The 18,065-nt window shown below is 47.5% G+C and carries 15 protein-coding genes and 1 pseudogene; 9 read left to right on the top strand and 7 right to left on the bottom strand.

All coding sequences use genetic code 11. The features are described 5' to 3' along the window. Positions 1 to 95: 95 nt before the first annotated feature. From OCV69_RS15120 to OCV69_RS15090, 7 genes and pseudogenes are all read right to left on the bottom strand, one after another. Positions 96 to 1,319, bottom strand: a pseudogene (locus OCV69_RS15120) (DNA polymerase family A protein); the annotation flags it as partial. A gap of 66 nt (positions 1,320 to 1,385) precedes the next feature. After that, positions 1,386 to 1,637, bottom strand: coding sequence for a hypothetical protein (locus tag OCV69_RS15115; protein WP_158360170.1), 252 nt, complete (start codon positions 1,635 to 1,637; stop codon positions 1,386 to 1,388). A gap of 13 nt (positions 1,638 to 1,650) precedes the next feature. Next, complete coding sequence (locus OCV69_RS15110) at positions 1,651 to 2,223, bottom strand: DUF2815 family protein (RefSeq protein WP_158360169.1); 573 nt, start codon at positions 2,221 to 2,223, stop codon at positions 1,651 to 1,653. Position 2,224: 1 nt separating this feature from the next. Then, a complete protein-coding gene (locus OCV69_RS15105; protein ID WP_158360168.1) occupies positions 2,225 to 3,349 on the bottom strand; it encodes a DUF2800 domain-containing protein in 1,125 nt (374 codons plus the stop codon). Further along, positions 3,342 to 3,650, bottom strand: a complete 309-nt coding sequence (locus OCV69_RS15100) for a DNA ligase (protein ID WP_158360167.1) — start codon at positions 3,648 to 3,650, stop codon at positions 3,342 to 3,344. Before OCV69_RS15100 ends, OCV69_RS15105 begins: the two co-directional genes overlap by 8 nt. Continuing rightward, positions 3,586 to 3,795 carry a hypothetical protein gene (locus tag OCV69_RS15095; RefSeq protein WP_158360166.1) on the bottom strand — a complete coding sequence of 70 codons (210 nt, stop codon included), beginning with the start codon at positions 3,793 to 3,795 and terminating at the stop codon, positions 3,586 to 3,588. The genes OCV69_RS15100 and OCV69_RS15095 overlap by 65 nt, the downstream gene beginning before the upstream one ends. Positions 3,796 to 3,935: 140 nt before the next feature. Then, complete coding sequence (locus tag OCV69_RS15090; protein WP_158360165.1) at positions 3,936 to 4,430, bottom strand: RNA polymerase sigma factor; 495 nt, start codon at positions 4,428 to 4,430, stop codon at positions 3,936 to 3,938. Between the two features lie 297 nt (positions 4,431 to 4,727). Between OCV69_RS15090 and OCV69_RS15085 the strand changes: the two genes are divergently transcribed. From OCV69_RS15085 to OCV69_RS15045, 9 genes are all read left to right on the top strand, one after another. Continuing rightward, on the top strand, positions 4,728 to 5,618 hold the full coding sequence (locus OCV69_RS15085; protein WP_158360164.1) for a hypothetical protein: 891 nt from the start codon (positions 4,728 to 4,730) through the stop codon (positions 5,616 to 5,618). After that, the gene (locus OCV69_RS15080; RefSeq protein ID WP_158360163.1) at positions 5,611 to 6,237 is read left to right on the top strand and encodes a hypothetical protein; all 627 of its coding nucleotides are present in this window, start codon (positions 5,611 to 5,613) and stop codon (positions 6,235 to 6,237) included. Before OCV69_RS15085 ends, OCV69_RS15080 begins: the two co-directional genes overlap by 8 nt. A 34-nt stretch (positions 6,238 to 6,271) precedes the next feature. After that, complete coding sequence (locus tag OCV69_RS15075) at positions 6,272 to 6,472, top strand: helix-turn-helix domain-containing protein (protein WP_158360162.1); 201 nt, start codon at positions 6,272 to 6,274, stop codon at positions 6,470 to 6,472. Between the two features lie 32 nt (positions 6,473 to 6,504). After that, the gene (locus OCV69_RS15070) at positions 6,505 to 8,799 is read left to right on the top strand and encodes an AAA family ATPase (RefSeq protein WP_158360161.1); all 2,295 of its coding nucleotides are present in this window, start codon (positions 6,505 to 6,507) and stop codon (positions 8,797 to 8,799) included. 69 nt (positions 8,800 to 8,868) lie between these two features. Beyond that, positions 8,869 to 11,013 (top strand): N-6 DNA methylase, encoded by a 2,145-nt coding sequence (locus OCV69_RS15065; RefSeq protein WP_158360160.1) that lies wholly within the window; start codon positions 8,869 to 8,871, stop codon positions 11,011 to 11,013. Between the two features lie 7 nt (positions 11,014 to 11,020). Next, positions 11,021 to 14,185, top strand: coding sequence for a type I restriction endonuclease subunit R (locus OCV69_RS15060; RefSeq protein WP_158360159.1), 3,165 nt, complete (start codon positions 11,021 to 11,023; stop codon positions 14,183 to 14,185). Between the two features lie 18 nt (positions 14,186 to 14,203). Beyond that, positions 14,204 to 16,600, top strand: coding sequence for an AAA family ATPase (locus OCV69_RS15055; protein WP_158360158.1), 2,397 nt, complete (start codon positions 14,204 to 14,206; stop codon positions 16,598 to 16,600). Continuing rightward, complete coding sequence (gene mcrC / locus OCV69_RS15050; RefSeq protein ID WP_158360157.1) at positions 16,597 to 17,649, top strand: 5-methylcytosine-specific restriction endonuclease system specificity protein McrC; 1,053 nt, start codon at positions 16,597 to 16,599, stop codon at positions 17,647 to 17,649. The genes OCV69_RS15055 and mcrC overlap by 4 nt, the downstream gene beginning before the upstream one ends. A gap of 101 nt (positions 17,650 to 17,750) precedes the next feature. Continuing rightward, the gene (locus OCV69_RS15045) at positions 17,751 to 17,972 is read left to right on the top strand and encodes a hypothetical protein (RefSeq protein WP_158360156.1); all 222 of its coding nucleotides are present in this window, start codon (positions 17,751 to 17,753) and stop codon (positions 17,970 to 17,972) included. Positions 17,973 to 18,065 lie beyond the last annotated feature (93 nt).

Below are 18,065 nucleotides of genomic sequence, written 5' to 3'. Positions count from 1 at the left end.
CCGATAATTAAGCGACAGAGATACTACCAATCTCTGGAACAGGCTGCATAGGCAGTGATATCTTTGAGATAAATGTGTCAACCAATATTGACAATATCAATTGCAGAGAAGTCAGAAACGATGAACTTATATCCGGGTTTCGGCACAAAGGCGGTGCGGATCAGTTGCGATAGTGTATCTGGCACATCTTCGTAGAGAAGTTCCACGCCGTCAAAGTCACCACAGCGGACAAGAGCACGGGCCTCTGCCAGATCCGGAAGATGGTTCTGGGGCAGGTTCTGCATCTGTATAATGCGTCCAGCCCAACGACCGGTCCTGTTGGCACCGTAAAACTGAAACATTCCACGAGCACGACCATCGGCGCAGACTGCCTTTTCCATCGCCTGATACTTCTTGACGGACGATTTGGCCAGCTGCTGCCGGAGAAGGAGAACCTTCTGCAGCTCTGCCGGAGCGGTCTTGAGCATTTCAGCGACTTCTTTCTTGCCGAGAGAATCCACCTCCAGACCGTTGTCCGAAAGCCACTGCTTCATCTGCTGCACGGAGTTGGGATTGTCCAAAGCGGTCAGCTTCTTCATGGCAGCAGTGAGCTCCGCACGAGAGCGGGTGTCCATAGCGATGGCTTGATGCACCAGCTCCATATCGAGGGCGACACCTCTGTCGTTGATTTCCTGATCGAGGTGATACTGTTCCCAGACCGCCTCCGGCACCGGAAACTTGGCGAGCTTTTCTTGAATGGACATTTCGACCTCGACATCTCGGGCGTTGTACCGTTTGAAGGCGGCCCACTTGTCCGGAGCGTTTTCCGGCAGGTTGCGGGTTCGACCGCCATTGGTCTTTGTCGGCGCACAGGGCTGGCAGAAATACTTGATGAGCTCTTTGCCTTCGGTCAGCTTCTGCTTTCCGAGGCCCAGAACAGCACCGACGCCTTCCAACGAAAGCGGCAATCCCATGTATGCGGACCAGATCATGGTGCATTTCCATGAAGCCGGATTGAGGTAGTTGCCAACGGTGTCTTCCGGGATGCTGTAGCAGGCGTTGTCAAAGCTACCGTGATCCCGGAGCCAGCGGGAGAGGCATATTCTCTCAAACTGAGCGTTGAAGGCCCACTTTGTCACATCGTCGTTTGTCAGAGCAGCGATGACCTCCGGCGGGATCATCTCGCCACAGGCAAGGTCGACCACCTGCACAGGGCCGCCGTCCGTGGAATACCCGAAGAGAAAAATGTCGAAATCTGTCGCCTCGGTGTATTTGTAGACGCCGCACTTAGCAAGGTCCACGCTGCTGTAGGTTTCAATATCGATACTGAGTGTTTTCATATACATAGGTCCTTTCCGTAGCCTGAAAGGGTGGCAGGATTGCTCCCACCACCCGTAGGCCGGAGATTACTTCTGTTCGAGTTCCTTCATTCGGGCTTCGTGGTACTCGACTTCACGAATGGCACGTTCTCGTTCAAGCTGCTGACGCTCGGCTTCCCATTTGGCGTTGCGAGCTTCACGCTCGGCATCGAGTTCAGCAGTGCGCTTTTTGGTCTTGCGGTCGTCGATGGTGTCGACGATGGACCTGAAGAGCCAGAACGCGGCCAGAACCAGATAGAGGGATAGAAGCAGGATGCAAAGAATCGTAGTAGCGTTCATGGTACGTACCTCCTTAAGACAGGAAATCTTCATCCGCATCGGTGGAGAAGTCAGATGCTGCGCTGGACTTGCCGCCGAGGGGTTCGCCGTCACGGATCTTCTGCAGGTTGTTCAGCCCACAGGCAATGCCCTTGTTGCCGTTGGAGTTGAAAGCGTAGAAGTTGATGCTGGCACGACCGTACACGCCGGAGTAAACCTCGGAGCGGGTCAGGATCGGATTGCAGTCAGCGTCCACAATGCCGGGAGCCGTAGCGGAGTTGGCGTTGATGAAGTAGCTGCCAGCGTAAGCCGGATCATCCGGACGCTCGGTGTCGCCGTCACGAAGAGGCGTCTTGATAGCGGTGAGAGGCGGTACGGTGCGACCGTTGCCCTTGAGCTTGGCCTGACCCTCCTCATAGGCCGCCTGAATCGCTGCTTTGATCTTCTGAACGGTCACGGTGTCAGTCTTCGGAATGATGAGGCTGACGCTGAACTTCGGGGCGCCGCCGTTGATGGACTTGGCCTCCCAGACATTGGCGTAGGACCAACGGGTGTCCTTGCCGGTGATAACCTTCATGGGGTTTGCGAGCTTAGTAGAATTTGACATATTAGTTGTCCTCCTTAAAATCATCGATAATGGTTGTCATTGCCGGTCTTTTATCGCTGTCCGGCACCAGCGTGGGTTTGCCTTGAGGCTTGGTGATTAAGCCACCAAGGATGTCATTGAATTGTTTCTTTCCGAGAAGCGAGGTCATGGCGGTGACGCCGAGAATCTTGTGTTCGTAGGGATCGTACCCGGCAGCGGTCACGGCTGCGATGACGGCATTCTCGTCTGTGTACTTGCGGTTGGAGCGGCCCTCGACCAGCTTGTAGCCGGACCACTGTTTGCCGCTGATGGCCGCCTGAAGCGCATAGTCCTTGATGTCGGAAGCCCAAGCGATCAGCTCGTCGATGCGACCGAGGATTTCTTCGACCTCTTCATCTGTCAGCAGAGGCGGCTGCCTGAACTCGAACTTGGCAAGCTCCATGTTGGCGTTGGCTCTTTCACGGCAGTCAGCTTTGGCCTTGCAGAACTGGCACCATTCGCCGCAGTGGTATTCACCCTCTCCGTTAAAGGCAAGCTCTGCAGTCGGGGCCAGAACCTGATCGGCCCACTCGTAGAGTTCGTCCTTTGGAATGGTGAAGGTGCTGACGTTAGAGCGTCGGGGCTGGTAGATGGTCATGCTGACGGTGTCGATGTCGTAGATGCAGTCGAACAGCTCCAGCGCACCGAGGGCGTACAGCTTCATCTGCGGGTTGTCGTCGGCTTCGACCAGAACGCCTCTGCCGTGCTTGTAGTCCACGATGTGCAGCGTCCCGTCTGCAATGATGACGCAGTCGCCGGTGCCGAAGCCCTCCTCGACGTACTTGGAGTAGTCGAGCCGCTGTTCGATCAGGACCACAGGGTCCGGGCAGGTCTTCTTGGCCTCCTCGACCAGCTCCATTACGAAGGACACATACCCGTTGGCACATTCCTCCATTTCGGAGTTGTACCAAGTAAGGTCTTCGGTCGGGTCCTTTGCTTCCATACCGAGAGCCGTCCGGAGCTTGAACTCACAGAGAGTGTGGGCGTCGGTACCTTCGGCTGCGAAATCGCTGCCTTTGTCGTCGTAGCCTTCACAGAGCCTTGCCGAAGGTGGGCAGTTGAGCCACCTGTGCGAAGACGATGCAGAGAGAAGTGCGTGGTTAGGCATTTCCGAGCACCTCCGCATCCGCTACCAGAGCCTTGTAGCTTGCCGGGTTAACCTCAGAGAGCTTCTTGGCACCATACTTCAGGAGAAGGTCACGGATCTGAGCGGTGAAGCCATCACGGGACTTTTCTGCCAGAATCGCTCTGACCTCTTCGAGGGTGAGTGCTTTTTCCGGTTCTGGAGCAGGGGCCACTTCCTCGTTGCCGCTGAATGCGCCGGTCAGCCAGTTGGCGATGTCATTAATAGAAGATGCAATATCCCGCAACTCCCTGATGGTCGCTTCCATTTCGCTCATTTTGCTCATCACGTTTTCCTCCTTCCTGAGATTGGCTTGTCTGGTTCAGCTGGATCAGCTTCCTCGCCAGACGTCTTGACACTACGCTGATTGCCGTAAGCACTCCGATAAGCTCTTCATCGGTGACGGCCTTGTTGGGTCTGGACTCACTCATTGGCGGTTCCTCCTTTCTGAGGACCTGTGTTGCTTTGTTGTCCTCAGTACCCACTGGAGGGAAACCGGGGTTTTGAACGAAAAAACTAAAAAAATTTTTGACCGCCGCAGAATTTCTTCCACGGCGGCCATTTCGGGGTATTAGATGAAGTCCTTCAGGGCTTCACGCAGGATGGAGAACACCTTATTCTTTTGATAGTTGATGGTCGACTGGCGTTTGCCCATGTCGACAGCGATTTCACGCTCCGTCTTGCCCTGCATGATGAGTTCGCAGATGCGTCTGCCGTCCGGGTCAAGGCGGTTCAGCTCGTCGTAAAGAGCATCGAGCAGTTCCTTATCCATGATGATGGACTCCGCAGACGGTGCGTCATCAGCCAGCGTATCGCCAAGGGTAAGCTCGTCGTCCTCGCCGCCGATAGGCGTATCGATGGAGACTTTCTTACCGGCAGCGTAGAACGGGCAGCCGGGGCAAACACCGTCGCACTTCCAAAGCTGGGCCTTGGTGCAGCGGCACTCGCCGTTCTTCTGGGCATGGTAGCGGGTGTTCCAGATGGGCTGATAGTAAGCCCTGTAAACTTCCTCGCTGACCTCGATAGGGGTCCCGTTGACCGGGATAAAGAAACGATGGTTTGACATTTAGATTTCCTCCGTAGGTTTTCAGATTTGCGGAAACCACAGAGGAAAAAGGCTCCTGTGGGGTTTCCACAAGAGCTATCCAATCGTTTGTAAGGTCAGCTGCCATAGTTCATAAGGTTTATAAGGTCAGCGACAGAAAAAGTTTTTATAAACCGGCCATAGTGAGTTCATCGCCGGGGATTGTAATTTCGGGTTTTTGTGATATAATATGTTTTAGTGGGGTTTGTTGGGAATTGAAAAGCCGAAACAGCCGCCACTTTTCGGCATGTAAAACAATGTCAATCGGAGGGACAACCTGTGACAATAAACGAATATCCTCGCCTTTGCGGAGGCACCTTCTTCACGTTGGTGTTACAAGCCCTCCAGCAACGAATGAATGCGAGAGAACACTACGACGGTGACAGCGACGGCTTATCAGACCCGGAAGTTCTGGTGGGGCTCATCAAGGTCATCAATCCTGCCTACGTTGATCCCGGCAAGGAAAAGCTCAAGACCATAGTGAACAACTACAAGAGATGCGAAACATCGACCAGCACCTATTTCCCGTTTGGTGATGATCAGGTCATAAGCGCATTCGATGAGATCATAAGGAACAACTATCAAACCGCCCTGAACGGGATGATCGGGTTTGTGAATGACTTTCTCGATGTGAGCGAGACGGTTCATAAGGATATCAATCTTGTACGAGCACTCGTTGCTCTTATTCAACAGGATCAAACTATCAAGGCTGGTGATGAGTTTTTTATCGGACCGAATGGAGAAAAAAAGAAAAAGGCCGCACTGGGCGACCTTAAGGAAGTGTGCCTCCCGTCATTCATACTTGGCGTTTGGCATTATGTTGTTGTAAATCGTAAGGACAATGGTATCGGCAAGAAGACCTATGATGCATGGTGTCCATCTACAGGCGGTGGCCAAAGAAAATACACCGCTCACATGGGTGAAGGAATCCTTAACGGGCTGACCACCTATCTGGTAGACACGAAAGAAACGATAACAGCAGAGGTCGTTGACGAGCCTATTGAAGATGATGCTTCAAATGCAGCCGGTCAGGATACGCCTCCTGTGAGTCAGCAGATGGTGAACAACAATCCGACGTTTTTCAACATCAACATCTCTGGCGGTAACAACAGTTTCTATCAGCACGTTGACAAGCTGACGATAAACAACGGAGGAAAACAAGATGAGTGATAATTTACCGGTTAATTCCTCCGGCAATCTCCCTGTGCCGGGGAAGGCCGCCGAGATTACCGTATCCGGAGGCAATAACAATTTCGTTGCTCACGCTGATACCGTGGAAAACAATATCACGGTAATGCTGAATGATCCCAGATCGAGACGTGGGGCGAACAGAGCACGAGTAACCTTTAACACAGACTTCTATCATCTGTTTGTGATTCTTGGTGAGAAATTCGAGGACGACTATTTTCTGGTTCCAAAGGATCGGGCCTTGACAGAGAGCACAAACGATGAGTTAAAAACAAAATATGCGTCTCTCACACCAGAAGCTGTCGAGGGCTTGAAACGGTATCCTGCCATCTTTGCTGATGAGAACCATTCCTACGGTAAGACGGATGATGCTCAAGATGCTTATTTCGGTTTCGTGAAGGACGTTAAGATTCAGGACAACGGGATCAAGATCTACTACACGGTTATAACGGCGATCCCACAGCAGATTTTAAATGAGCAGTGCTTTGAATTTGGCATCTGCGGGGCCAGATCGTTTAATGAGCTGAACCGCACACATTGGGCACTGAAACAAATAAATCTCATTGAAGCATTGCAGAAAACTGGAGTTCAGATTATATGAATCGTAACTCTTGTAGAAAAATGGAGGTAATACGATGAGTCACGAGTATGAAGAAATGCAGGTCGAGAAGTGGGTTAATCTGGAAGATGTCGCTGAACATCTGAGCATCAGTCAAGATACAGTTCGCACATGGATTAAAGAAGGAAAGCTGCCCGTGTACCGGGCTGGCAAGCGATATAAATTCAAAATCTCTGAAGTTGATGAATGGGTCCGCAAAGGCAAAATTCAGGAATGAGCTTTGAGATTGGAAGCAGGATGGTGAATTGAATGCAGCGTAAGGTACCTTCAGCAATTACGAATATCACGCTCAACAGAGCAACTTTTACAGATGTCCCGATTGATGAGCTCACGTTCGTCAACTTCTTCTATGGCAATAACGGAGCGGGAAAATCTTCTATCGCTCACGCCATTGCGGAGGATGACGGAGTTGTCTGGGCCGACGGCAAAACCGCCGACGATTTTGATGTGCTTGTTTATAATCAGGATTTCATCAACGACAACTTTGTAAATTACGGCGATCTCAAAGGCGTCTTTATCTTCGGTGAAGAGGATGTCGAGGCTAAAAAGAAAATCGCTGAACTTACAGATCAGAAAAAGCAGAAAATGGATGCTCGTCAGACAGCTCTTGATGAGCATAAAAAGAAAACAGATGGCCTTGCATCTGCGCTGATGCAGTTTCAGGACACCTGCTTTTCAAAGACTGCAGAAATCCGCAGACGCTTCGATAAGTGCATGGACGGCAAGAAGCAAAAGAAGAACTTTTCCGAGGCCGTACTTGGAGAAACAAAACCGACCGATCACGATCTGGCAGAGCTGGAACGTCTCTATGACGTAGCTTTTGACGATTCAGCCAGAGCGTATACGGAGTTCAAAAAAGCCGCAGCTACCACCTACGGTAGCCTTCCCGGAAAGGACCTGCTCGATAGAATGATTGTCAGCAGCAGCGATACGCCTTTCGCAAAATTCATGAAGGCTCTCGGTGACACAGCATCCGATTGGGTCCGTGATGGTCATACCCATTATGCCGGTGCAGCGGGTGGGAAATGTCCGTACTGCCAGCAGAAGCTCCCGGCAAACTTTGAGGCGGATATTGCGGCTACCTTTGACGCTCAGTACCAGCAGGACATCCGTGATCTTGGGCAGTTCCAGACTGTGTATGAAAGAGAGACCAGAGAGATTGTCCGGGTGCTTCAAGGTAATGCCAGCGACATTATGCCGACGATTGATCTGACTGCGTATCAGGAAAAACTCGCCCTGTTGGAGAGTAACTTTGAAATCAACCGTCAGCGCATTGCAGAGAAGGTCAAAGAACCGTCGAAGACCATTTCCCTTGAGGACACCGATACGCTTCTGTTGGAAATTGGTGCTATGATCGACGAAATCAATAAGCAGATCAAGGCCAATAACGATGTTGTTTCTGCCAAGAGATCCAGCAAGAGCAAATGCAAGACGGAAATCATGCAGTACCTTGCATTCATGCTTGCTGCCGACGTGAAGAGCTATCAGGATGAAGTGGCCCAGCTCCAGAAGGAAATCGATGATGTTACTGAACGTGGCAAGAAGCTCAGGAAAGAAATCGGAGACCTGACAAAGGAGATCTCCGACTTGAATAAGCACAATGCGAATACCGAGGCTGCCATCGACAGCATCAATAAAATTCTGAAGGATTCAGGGTTCCAAGGCTTCAGCATTCGTGCTAAGGAAGGCGTGGAGAACGTGTATGAGGTTATCCGTGAAGACGGCTCCATCGCAGAAAACCTCAGTGAGGGTGAACGGAACTTTATCGCATTCCTGTACTTCTATCATCAGGTACGTGGCAGCATGAGCAGCGAAGTGCTCAAGGAAAAGATCGTTGTTATCGATGACCCGGTGTCCAGTATGGACAGCACAGCCTTGTTCCTCGTCAGCGCAATCGTCCGTGAGATGATCAATGTCTGCCGGAACAATACTGAGTACCTGAATCCGAAGGTTCCCGGTGACTACATCAAGCAGCTGTTCGTCCTGACGCATAACGTGTACTTCCACCGTGAAGTCACTTACCAGCAGGTCGGGTATTACAACTGCACGTCGTTCTATATGATCCGGAAGAACGACAACATCTCCACTATCAAGCTCTGCAAGCGTCAGAGCAAGGAAATCCCGACCGAAGAAGAAAACTATAATCCGGTCCAGAACTCCTACGCCGCTCTGTGGGATGAGCTCCGGGACATCCAGTCTACGATTCCGGCCCTGAACGTGATGAGGCGTATACTCGAATACTACTTCCTGCAGCTCTGCGGATATGAAGGAAGCGACCTCCGGGAAATTGTACTGGAGAAACCGGAGAACCGTAATAAGTTCATCAAGCAGGTCGAGGGTGAGAAACCAGATATGACGGATTATCAGCTGGCTTCTTCCTTGCTGGCGTACATCAACAATCCGAATGGAATCAGCGATGGCCTGAACTATGTTGAAGATTGTGAGGATGTCGACGCATACAAGCGGGTCTTCCAGATGATCTTTGAGGCTCTCGGTCAGAGCCAGCATTATAAGATGATGACCGGCAAACAGATAAAGTCCTGATTATGGGACATTTACTTTGAAATAATATAGAACGGCCTTATGGCCAATAAGAAAAGGAAGGTCAATATTATGGCAAGAGCGAAAAAGGCTGCACATGAAGAGCCTATGGAGCAGGTGCTCTGGACGGCAGCAAACAAACTGAGAAAAAACATGGACGCAGCAGAGTATAAACATATTGTGCTAGGTTTGATTTTTCTAAAATACATCTCGGACAGCTTCAATGATCTATATGAGAAATTGAAAAACGGCGAGGGCGAATACGAAGGCGCAGACCCCGAAGATCCTAACGAATATAGAGCAGAAAATGTGTTTTATGTTCCAGAAAAAGCCAGATGGTCATATTTGCAGGGAAGAGCAAAACTTGGCACCATCGGCAAAGATGTGGATGACGCTATGGAAGCAATCGAAGATCTGAATCCCGGTTTGCGTGGGGTCCTGCCCAAGGAATATGCTAAAGAAAAACTCGATAAGCAGTCTTTGGGTGGCCTGATTGATTTAATTGGTACTATCGCATTAGGAGATTCTGTTTCTAAATCTAAAGACGTCCTTGGGCGAGTGTATGAATACTTCCTTGGCCAGTTTGCTCTTGCTGAAGGGAAGAAAGGTGGTCAATTCTACACACCATCATGCGTTGTTCAGTTATTGGTAGAAATACTGGAACCTTATCAGGGTCGTGTATTTGATCCTTGTTGTGGTTCAGGCGGAATGTTCGTACAAAGCGAAAAGTTCGTTAATGCCCACAGTGATGTTTATCGCAAACAAGGAAGTGCATTTGACAACTTGTTTGATAAGGTCGTTTCTATATATGGACAGGAAAGCAATCAGACAACGTGGCGTCTGTGCAAGATGAATCTTGCTATCAGGGGAATTGATAGCTCAAATGTTAGGTGGAACAACGAAGGTTCCTTTTTGAACGATGCTCATCAAGACTTGAAGGCCGACTTCATAATTGCAAATCCGCCTTTCAATGATAAGGATTGGAGCAGCGAATTACTAACGAATGATTACAGGTGGGTCTATGGGACACCCCCCGATAAAAATGCAAACTACGCTTGGATTCAGCATTTCATCAGCCACCTTTCTCCTTCTGGGAAAGCCGGATTTTTGCTTGCCACAAAATCACTTGCTTCTGAGTCACAAGCGGAAACAACTATTCGTTCTGGAATAGTAGCCGATGCCCTGCCGGAGTGTATCATTCTCTTGCCGGGAAAACTATTCTACACAACACCTGCACCTGTATGCCTTTGGGTTCTTTCGAGAAACTCATCCAAGAGAGATAATAAAACTTTGTTTATCGATGCTTCTCGGATCTTTACCATAGTGGACAGGACTCATAACAAACTGTCTCCAAGCAATATTCAAGAGATTGCGAGAGTATACCACTCTTGGATACACGGTGATGGAACTTATGAAGATGTTCCCGGCTTCTGTAAGGTTGTCAACAAAGAAACGATTGTTGAAAAAGGATGCTCTTTGTATCCGGGGGATTACATTGGAATCAAAGAAGACTCTTCTGATCTGAAAGATCCAAGCGAAGCGAAAGAAAGAATAGTGGATAGCGTTCAGCTTGCGAAAGAAGAGATCAAACAGCTTCAAGATAATATCAGTGCGCTATTCACATCAATAGAGCGTGAGGTTTCAGGAGAAGCATCTCCGCTTGTCCCGTATAAGCTCTCAGATGTGTTGTATGAGTCTATAGATGTTTTAGGAGATGATGAAGAACCTGAAATCTTAACTTGTACCGAAAATGCTGGTCTTGTCCTTCAACGAGAAAGGTTTTCCAAACGTGTAGCTACGGAGGATACAAGTGATTATAAAATTGTTCTCAGAAACGATATTGTGTACAATCCGTATCTTTTATGGGCTGGAGCAATTGATCAGTGTACTGTTGTCGACAAGGGAATCACTTCACCGGCATACATAGTATTACACGTTAAAGACGGCTTTGCCCCTGCATTGGTCGGACACGTTTTGAAATCCGATTATATGAAGAAGCATTACTGGAACATTTCAATTGGAACCCATGAACGTAGAAGAACAGCTCCGATTGACAAGTTCCTTGATCTGGAAATACAGCTTCCAGATATAGATGCACAGAAACACATAATGGAATTATTGGAACAGATTATGAAGCAAAGCGAAAGAATAACGATTATTCAAAAGGCCTTGCTTGCAGCATCTGCGAGTATGAATGAGTTCTACACCAGAAGGTAGGTGCATTATGGCTTATTTATATGAATCAGAAATCGAAGAAATGGCGATAGAGGAACTCCAAGCTCTTGGTTATACTTATGTATCTGGAAATGACTTAACTCCTGATACCGCACCGCTTGAGCGAAAAAGTTTCGCTGACGTGATTTTGCGGGACCGATGCCTTAGTGCATTAAGAAGAATCAATCCTCATCTATCAGATGGAACCATTGAGTCCGCACTTAAAGCACTTTATCAAGTTGCAGGGACATACCAAGTTACCGATAACGAGAAATTTCATCGCTATTTGACCGATGGAATTCCTGTGGAATACCGAAAAAAAGATGACGTTGTTGGTGATTTTGCGTACTTGATTGATCCGTCCGACTCGCCGGGGAAAAACGAGTTCCTTGCAGTTAATCAGTTTACAATTATTGAAAAAGGAATTAACAAAAGGCCAGACATCATTCTTTTTGTCAATGGCCTTCCTTTGGTGACCTTTGAGCTTAAGAATGCAGCGGATCTGAATGCAACAGTGAAAAAGGCGTATGAACAGCTCAAAACCTACAAAGCAGTAATCCCACAACTATTCTCGTACAACGAAATATGCGTTATCTCTGACGGATTAGAAGCAAAAGTTGGTTCATACACTGCGCCGTTTTCTCGGTTTAGCACGTGGAAAACAAAGGATGGGCTTTCAGATGCCTCTCCTTTTGAGGATGAGCTATCAGTAACACTTAATGGGCTTTTTAATCGCAATACGCTGATAGATTACATCTTGAATTTTGTTGCGTTTGAAAAAGCTAAAATTGAAAACGACGAAAAGAAAATTATACGGATTGAAACAATAAAAAAGATTGCAGCCTATCATCAGTATTATGCTGTTAATAAAGCTGTTGCCAGTACAATTCATGCAGCGGATAAGAACGGAAATAAAAAAGCTGGAGTTGTTTGGCACACACAAGGATCTGGCAAATCATTGTCCATGGTTTTTTACACTGGCAAACTTGTAAAGGCAATGAACAATCCGACCGTGATCGTTATTACCGACCGTAACGATCTTGATGATCAGTTGTTCGATACTTTTGCGGATAATGTTGAATTGCTGCGTCAACCACCTCAACAAGCCGAAAGCACAGAACAATTAAAAGACCTTCTGCGGGTAGCGTCTGGTGGAATCATTTTTACAACTATACAGAAGTTTTCTCCTACCGACGGCACATCGAAATTTGATATGCTGTCTGACCGTCATAATATAGTAGTGATTGCGGATGAAGCGCATAGAACACAGTATGGTTTTGACGCAAAACTACATGATATTAAAGACAAAGACAACAACGTAATTGGGCAAAGGGTGTCTTATGGGTTTGCAAAATACATGCATGATGCATTACCTAACGCCACCTATATTGGTTTTACGGGTACTCCGGTCGAATCAAAAGATGCTAATACACCTGCTGTTTTTGGAAACTATATTGATATTTATGACATTGCACAGGCCGTCGAGGATAAGATTACGGTAAAGATATATTATGAAAGTCGTCTGGCAAAAGTTAATCTAACTGAAGAAGGTAGAGCTCTTGTAGAACAGTTCGATACAGAATTAGAATCCCCATCTGAAAGTGATGAAGCACTATCTGACGCAGATGAAGCTAAGGCAAAGTGGACTACCCTTGAAAAGATTGTCGGCAATCCTGAAAGAATTAAAAATGTCGCAAATGACATTGTAAGACATTTTGAAGCTCGGCAAGAAGTGTTTGAGGGCAAAGCAATCATAGTTACCATGAGCCGTCGAATAGCTGTTGAACTTTACGACGCCATAATATCTTTGAGACCGGAATGGCATAATGATGATCTTGATAAAGGATGTATCAAAGTCGTAATGACTTCATCGAGTTCCGATGGACCAAACATTCAAAAACACCATACCACAAAATCTCAAAGAAAAGCTCTTGCAGCAAGGATGAAAGATGTCAATGATCCTCTCAAAATAGTAATTGTTCGAGATATGTGGCTGACTGGATTTGATGCTCCCTGTTTGCACACGATGTATGTCGACAAGCCTATGAAAGGCCACAATTTAATGCAAGCAATAGCAAGGGTGAATCGAGTCTTTTTAGACAAACCGGGTGGCTTAATTGTTGATTACATTGGCATTGGCACGAGTCTTAAGCAAGCATTGAATTTCTATGCTGAAAGCGGTGGAAAAGGAATGCCTGCAGAAAACCAGATTCGGGCAACAGAGATAATGATAGAAAAACTTGAAGTTGTTCGCCAAATGCTTCATGGGTTTGACTATACTTGTTTCTTTGATGCAAGTGTAAAAGCAAAGTTGTCTATCATTTTGCAAGCGGAGAATCATGTCTTAGGCCTACCAGATGGTAAAGCCCGGTTTGTAAAAGAGGTTTCATTGCTGGGACAGGCTTATGCGCTTTCCAAGCCATCAGACGAGGCTATGAAAAATGCTGAAGAAATTGCTTTTTTCCAAGCAGTAAAAGCAAGACTATGCAAGTTTGAGGGTGACAGGCACGAAGGTAAAGATCAATATGATTCAGTAATAAAAAGTATCGTAAGCACAGCAATTTCTTCTGACGAAGTTGTTGATATCTTTGATGCTGCTGGAATAGACAAACCAGATATATCCATTCTGTCGGACGAGTTTCTGCAGGAAGTCAAATCCATGCAGTACAAAAATGTCGCATTAGAGCTTTTGAAGAAACTGCTGAACGATGAAGTGAAGGTGCGGACCAAGAGAAACATAGCACAATCTAAAACTCTCATGGAAATGCTGGATGGTGCAATTAACAAATATCAAAATAATCTACTTACGACTGCAGAAGTAATTGATGAGCTTATAAAAATTGCCCAAGACCTTAAAAAGGCTGATATGCGTTCCTTGGAGATGGGGTTGTCCAGCGACGAACTTGCTTTCTATGATGCCCTTAGTTTGAATGATAGCGCAACTGAAGTGTTGGGTGATGAGCAGTTAAGAATAATTGCTCGTGAAGTCGCAGACAAAGTAAGGATGAATGCGACCATAGATTGGGCGGTTAAAGAGAGTGTTAGAGCAAGGCTGATGGTAATTGTTAGACGAATTCTAAAGAAATACGGTTATCCGCCGGATAAGCAGGAACAAGCGATTCAGCTGGTAATGACACAAGCGGCAAATTTGGCCGATGATTGGGCGCAAGAATGAAGAGGTTGAGGTGATCTTATGTTTGACATAACGAAACTGAAAGATGTGCTTGTGTCCTACAAGCAGAACTTCGTCTCAAGGCAATGGGGCGAAGAAAAATACAAGTGGGAGGCCGTAAGGTGGTTTCAGGATAATTGGGACGTGAATGCTACCGATTTTGCTGAAATGCTGAGTCGTTCATTGGATAAGACGTTTAATCTGTTGGCTTCTAACAACAACTTTCCAAAAGGTATGATCGTTGGATTTGCCAAGGCTGCTCCTGAAGAGGTCCGAGCTATGTTTATCGCCCTTTTTGACGAGAGTAAGGACGTTTTTGAACGGATGGATGCTTTCAAGACTCAATCTTCTGTTCTCTTGGAGAAGTACGGCAACGGAGCAGCGCAGCATTACCAATATGAGAATGCCATTAGTACCTATCTGTGGCTCCGCTACCCAGATAAGTATTACATCTACAAATTCGGTGAGGTAAAAACGGTCGCCAACGAGCTGGGATCTGACTATCGCTTCAAGAAAGGTGCTTATGCCGATAACATCCGGAACTTCCTGAAGCTCTATGATGAAATCAGCGTAGCTCTCAAAGAGGATATCGAATTGGTGAACCTGTTCCAGTCGCAGTTGACTGATACCTGCTATCCCGACCCTGAACTGAAGACGCTGACCATCGACGTCGGTTTCTACATTAGCCGGTATTACTCTCAGAAGGATGCTGTCGCTCAAGAAGAAGCTGAATGGTTCCCAGCCACATATTCGCCGGGAATTACTGTTGATGAATGGATAAAACTCCTCAATGATTCAGAAGTCTTTACCACCGCCAGTCTCGAAATCATGAAACGCATGAAAGATTACGGTGGACAGGCCACGTGCAAACAACTATCAGTAAAGTACGGCCAATCGAGTAATTTCTACAACGCAGGTTCATCCACCCTTGCTAAGCGAATTGCCGATAAAACGGGCTGTCCTCTTTTGGAGGTTGACACTGAAAACTCCAAATGGTGGCCTATTCTCTATGTGGGCCGCCATGCGACAAAGGAGGAACAAGGCTCATATATCTGGAAACTCCGTGATGAGCTTTCTGAAGCGTTGGACAAAGTTGAATTATCTGAAATCGAACTTTATGTTAAAGCCGCTCCCGGAGAGGAAGACCGTGGTTATTGGTGGTTGAATGCCAATCCGAAGATCTGGAGCTTTGCGGACATCGCTGTTGGTGAGGTTCAGTCCTACACGCTTTACAATGAGAACGGCAACAAGCGTCGCATCTTCCAGAATTTCCTTGAGGCGAAAGCTGGCGACATGATCATCGGGTATGAATCCAATCCGGTAAAGCAGATCGTTGCTATCGGTCGTGTCAGCGCAGAACAAGACGGCGAGAAGCTGTTCTTTGAAAAGATTGAAGGTCTGACTTCACCGATTGATTATGCGACCTTGAGAGGATGCCCGGAACTGGAGCGTATGGAGTATTTCCAGAATCCGCAGGGCAGCTTGTTCAAACTCACCAGAGGAGAATATGACTTCATCCTCGATATGATCCGTGAGGAGAATCCGGTAGCACAGGAAGCCTCCATCGATGCTTACACAAAGAGTGACTTCCTTGATGAAGTCTATATGACCGAAAAACGCTATGAAAACCTTGTGGCCGTTCTTCGCAATAAGAAGAACATAATCCTGCAGGGAGCTCCCGGTGTTGGTAAGACTTTCGCCGCAAGACGTCTGGCGTGGTCCATGATGGGTGAAAAGGATGATAGCCGCATTGAGTTCGTTCAGTTCCATCAGAACTATTCCTATGAAGACTTCATGATGGGGTATAAGCCGGTCGAGGATGGATTCGAGCTGAAGTACGGCATTTTCTATCGTTTCTGCCAGAAGGCTGCAAACCAGCCGGACAAGGAGTTCTTCTTTATCATCGATGAAATCAACCGTGGCAACATGAGTAAAATCTTCGGTGAGCTGTTGATGCTGATCGAAAAAGACTACAGAGGCACAAAAGCGACTCTCGCATATAACGGGCTCTCATTCTCCGTCCCGAAGAACCTCTATATCATTGGCATGATGAACACGGCAGATCGCAGCCTTGCCATGATCGACTATGCGCTTCGTCGTCGCTTCAGCTTCTTTGAGGTGGAACCGGGCTTCGATTCCGAGGGCTTCATCCATTACCAGAACGGCCTGAACAACGAGACGCTGAACGAACTCGTTAACAAGGTGAAGGACCTGAACCGTGAAATATCTCTTGATAAGTCGCTGGGTAAGGGTTTCTGCATCGGTCATAGCTATTTCTGCGGCAGAGATGTTTGTACCGAGGAGTGGCTGCACTCCATCGTTGACTACGACATTCTTCCAATGCTCAGTGAATACTGGTTTGACGACGCCAATAAGCTCCAGCGGTGGGAGAACATTCTGCAAGGTGTGTTTCAATGATTAAGGATAAGAGCATCTTCATAAAAAACATATACTATATGCTTTCGTATGCCTTCACGACGCTGAATCAAGGCGGTTATGAGGATGTTGCTACCGAAGAGTTCGAGAACATGCATAACCTCTTCGCTGCGATTCTGGCGAAGGGCATCAGCAGACAGTTGAAACAGGGACTGTACAGGGAGTATTTGAATCGAAAAGAGGATGTTGCTGTAGCCCGTGGCAAGATTGACATGCTGGGGACTATTCAGAACCGGCTTGCCAGAAAGCGGGTACTGACCTGTGAGTATGATGAGCTTTCCGAGAATAATCTCCTGAATCAGATACTGAAAACGACCGTTATGCTTCTCCTCCGGCACACGAGGGTGGATCAGGAGTACAAGAGCGATCTGAAAAAGGAAATGCTGTTCTTCTCGAATGTTGACACAATTGATCCCACCACAATCCGTTGGTCAGCCATTCGGTTCCAGAGAAACAACAATACCTATCGTATGCTTATCAGCCTGTGCCAGCTCATTCTGGAAGGGATGCTTCTGACCACAGACTCCGGAGAATACAAGCTGGCCTCCTTTGTGGATGAACAGCGCATGAACCGTCTGTATGAGAAATTCATCCTCGAATACTACGCTAAGGAGTGTCCGCAGGTAAGGGCGATGGCCTCTCAGATCCCATGGGCCTTGGATGATGGCGTGGGGACGATGCTGCCGGTAATGCAGAGCGACATCATGCTTACCAGAGGCAGCGAGGTGCTTATCATTGACGCCAAGTACTACACGCATACCACACAAACACAGTATGACGTCCACACGCTCCATTCGGTTAATCTGTATCAGATCTTTACCTACGTCAAGAACAAGGATACGGAGTTCGGGAACCAGCCCCACAAGGTTTCCGGCATGCTCCTTTATGCGGCAACAGACGAAGCGATCCAGCCGGACAACAGCTATCAGATGAGCGGCAACAAGATCAGCGTGAAGACGCTTGATTTGAACCGGGATTTCTCGGAGATTGCCGCACAGCTGAATGCGATAGTTACAGAACACTTCTCATAAGAAACGAGGCGATAGTGCTTGCTTGATGTTTATACTGTGTCTTTCTTTTTGGTTACCGACAGATTGACCGTTTCTTTGAAACCGAAGAAAAGGTCGCTGCGTTGGTCAGGAAGCTCATCACAGAGAAAGAATATGTGGAGTTCCTGATCGGACGGGACGGCGAGTTTGACCAGATTGTGGCATCGACAGTCAGACGGGCAAAGTGTGACATCCGGGACGACAATTGCGAACTCATCTGGGTTCTGGCATACCCGAAAGCTGAATACGCAAATAACGCAGACTCATTTGACGAATACTACGACAGCGTTGAGATCTGTGATTGATATTGTCAATATTGGTTGACACATTTATCTCAAAGATATCACTGCCTATGCAGCCTGTTCCAGAGATTGGTAGTATCTCTGTCGCTTAATTAT

This window comes from Alitiscatomonas aceti (genome assembly GCF_025567195.1).
GTDB classification, from domain to species: Bacteria; Bacillota; Clostridia; order Lachnospirales; family Lachnospiraceae; genus Alitiscatomonas; species Alitiscatomonas aceti.
Note: the sequence above shows the minus strand (reverse complement) of the source record. Positions and strands in the feature narration are given on the sequence as shown.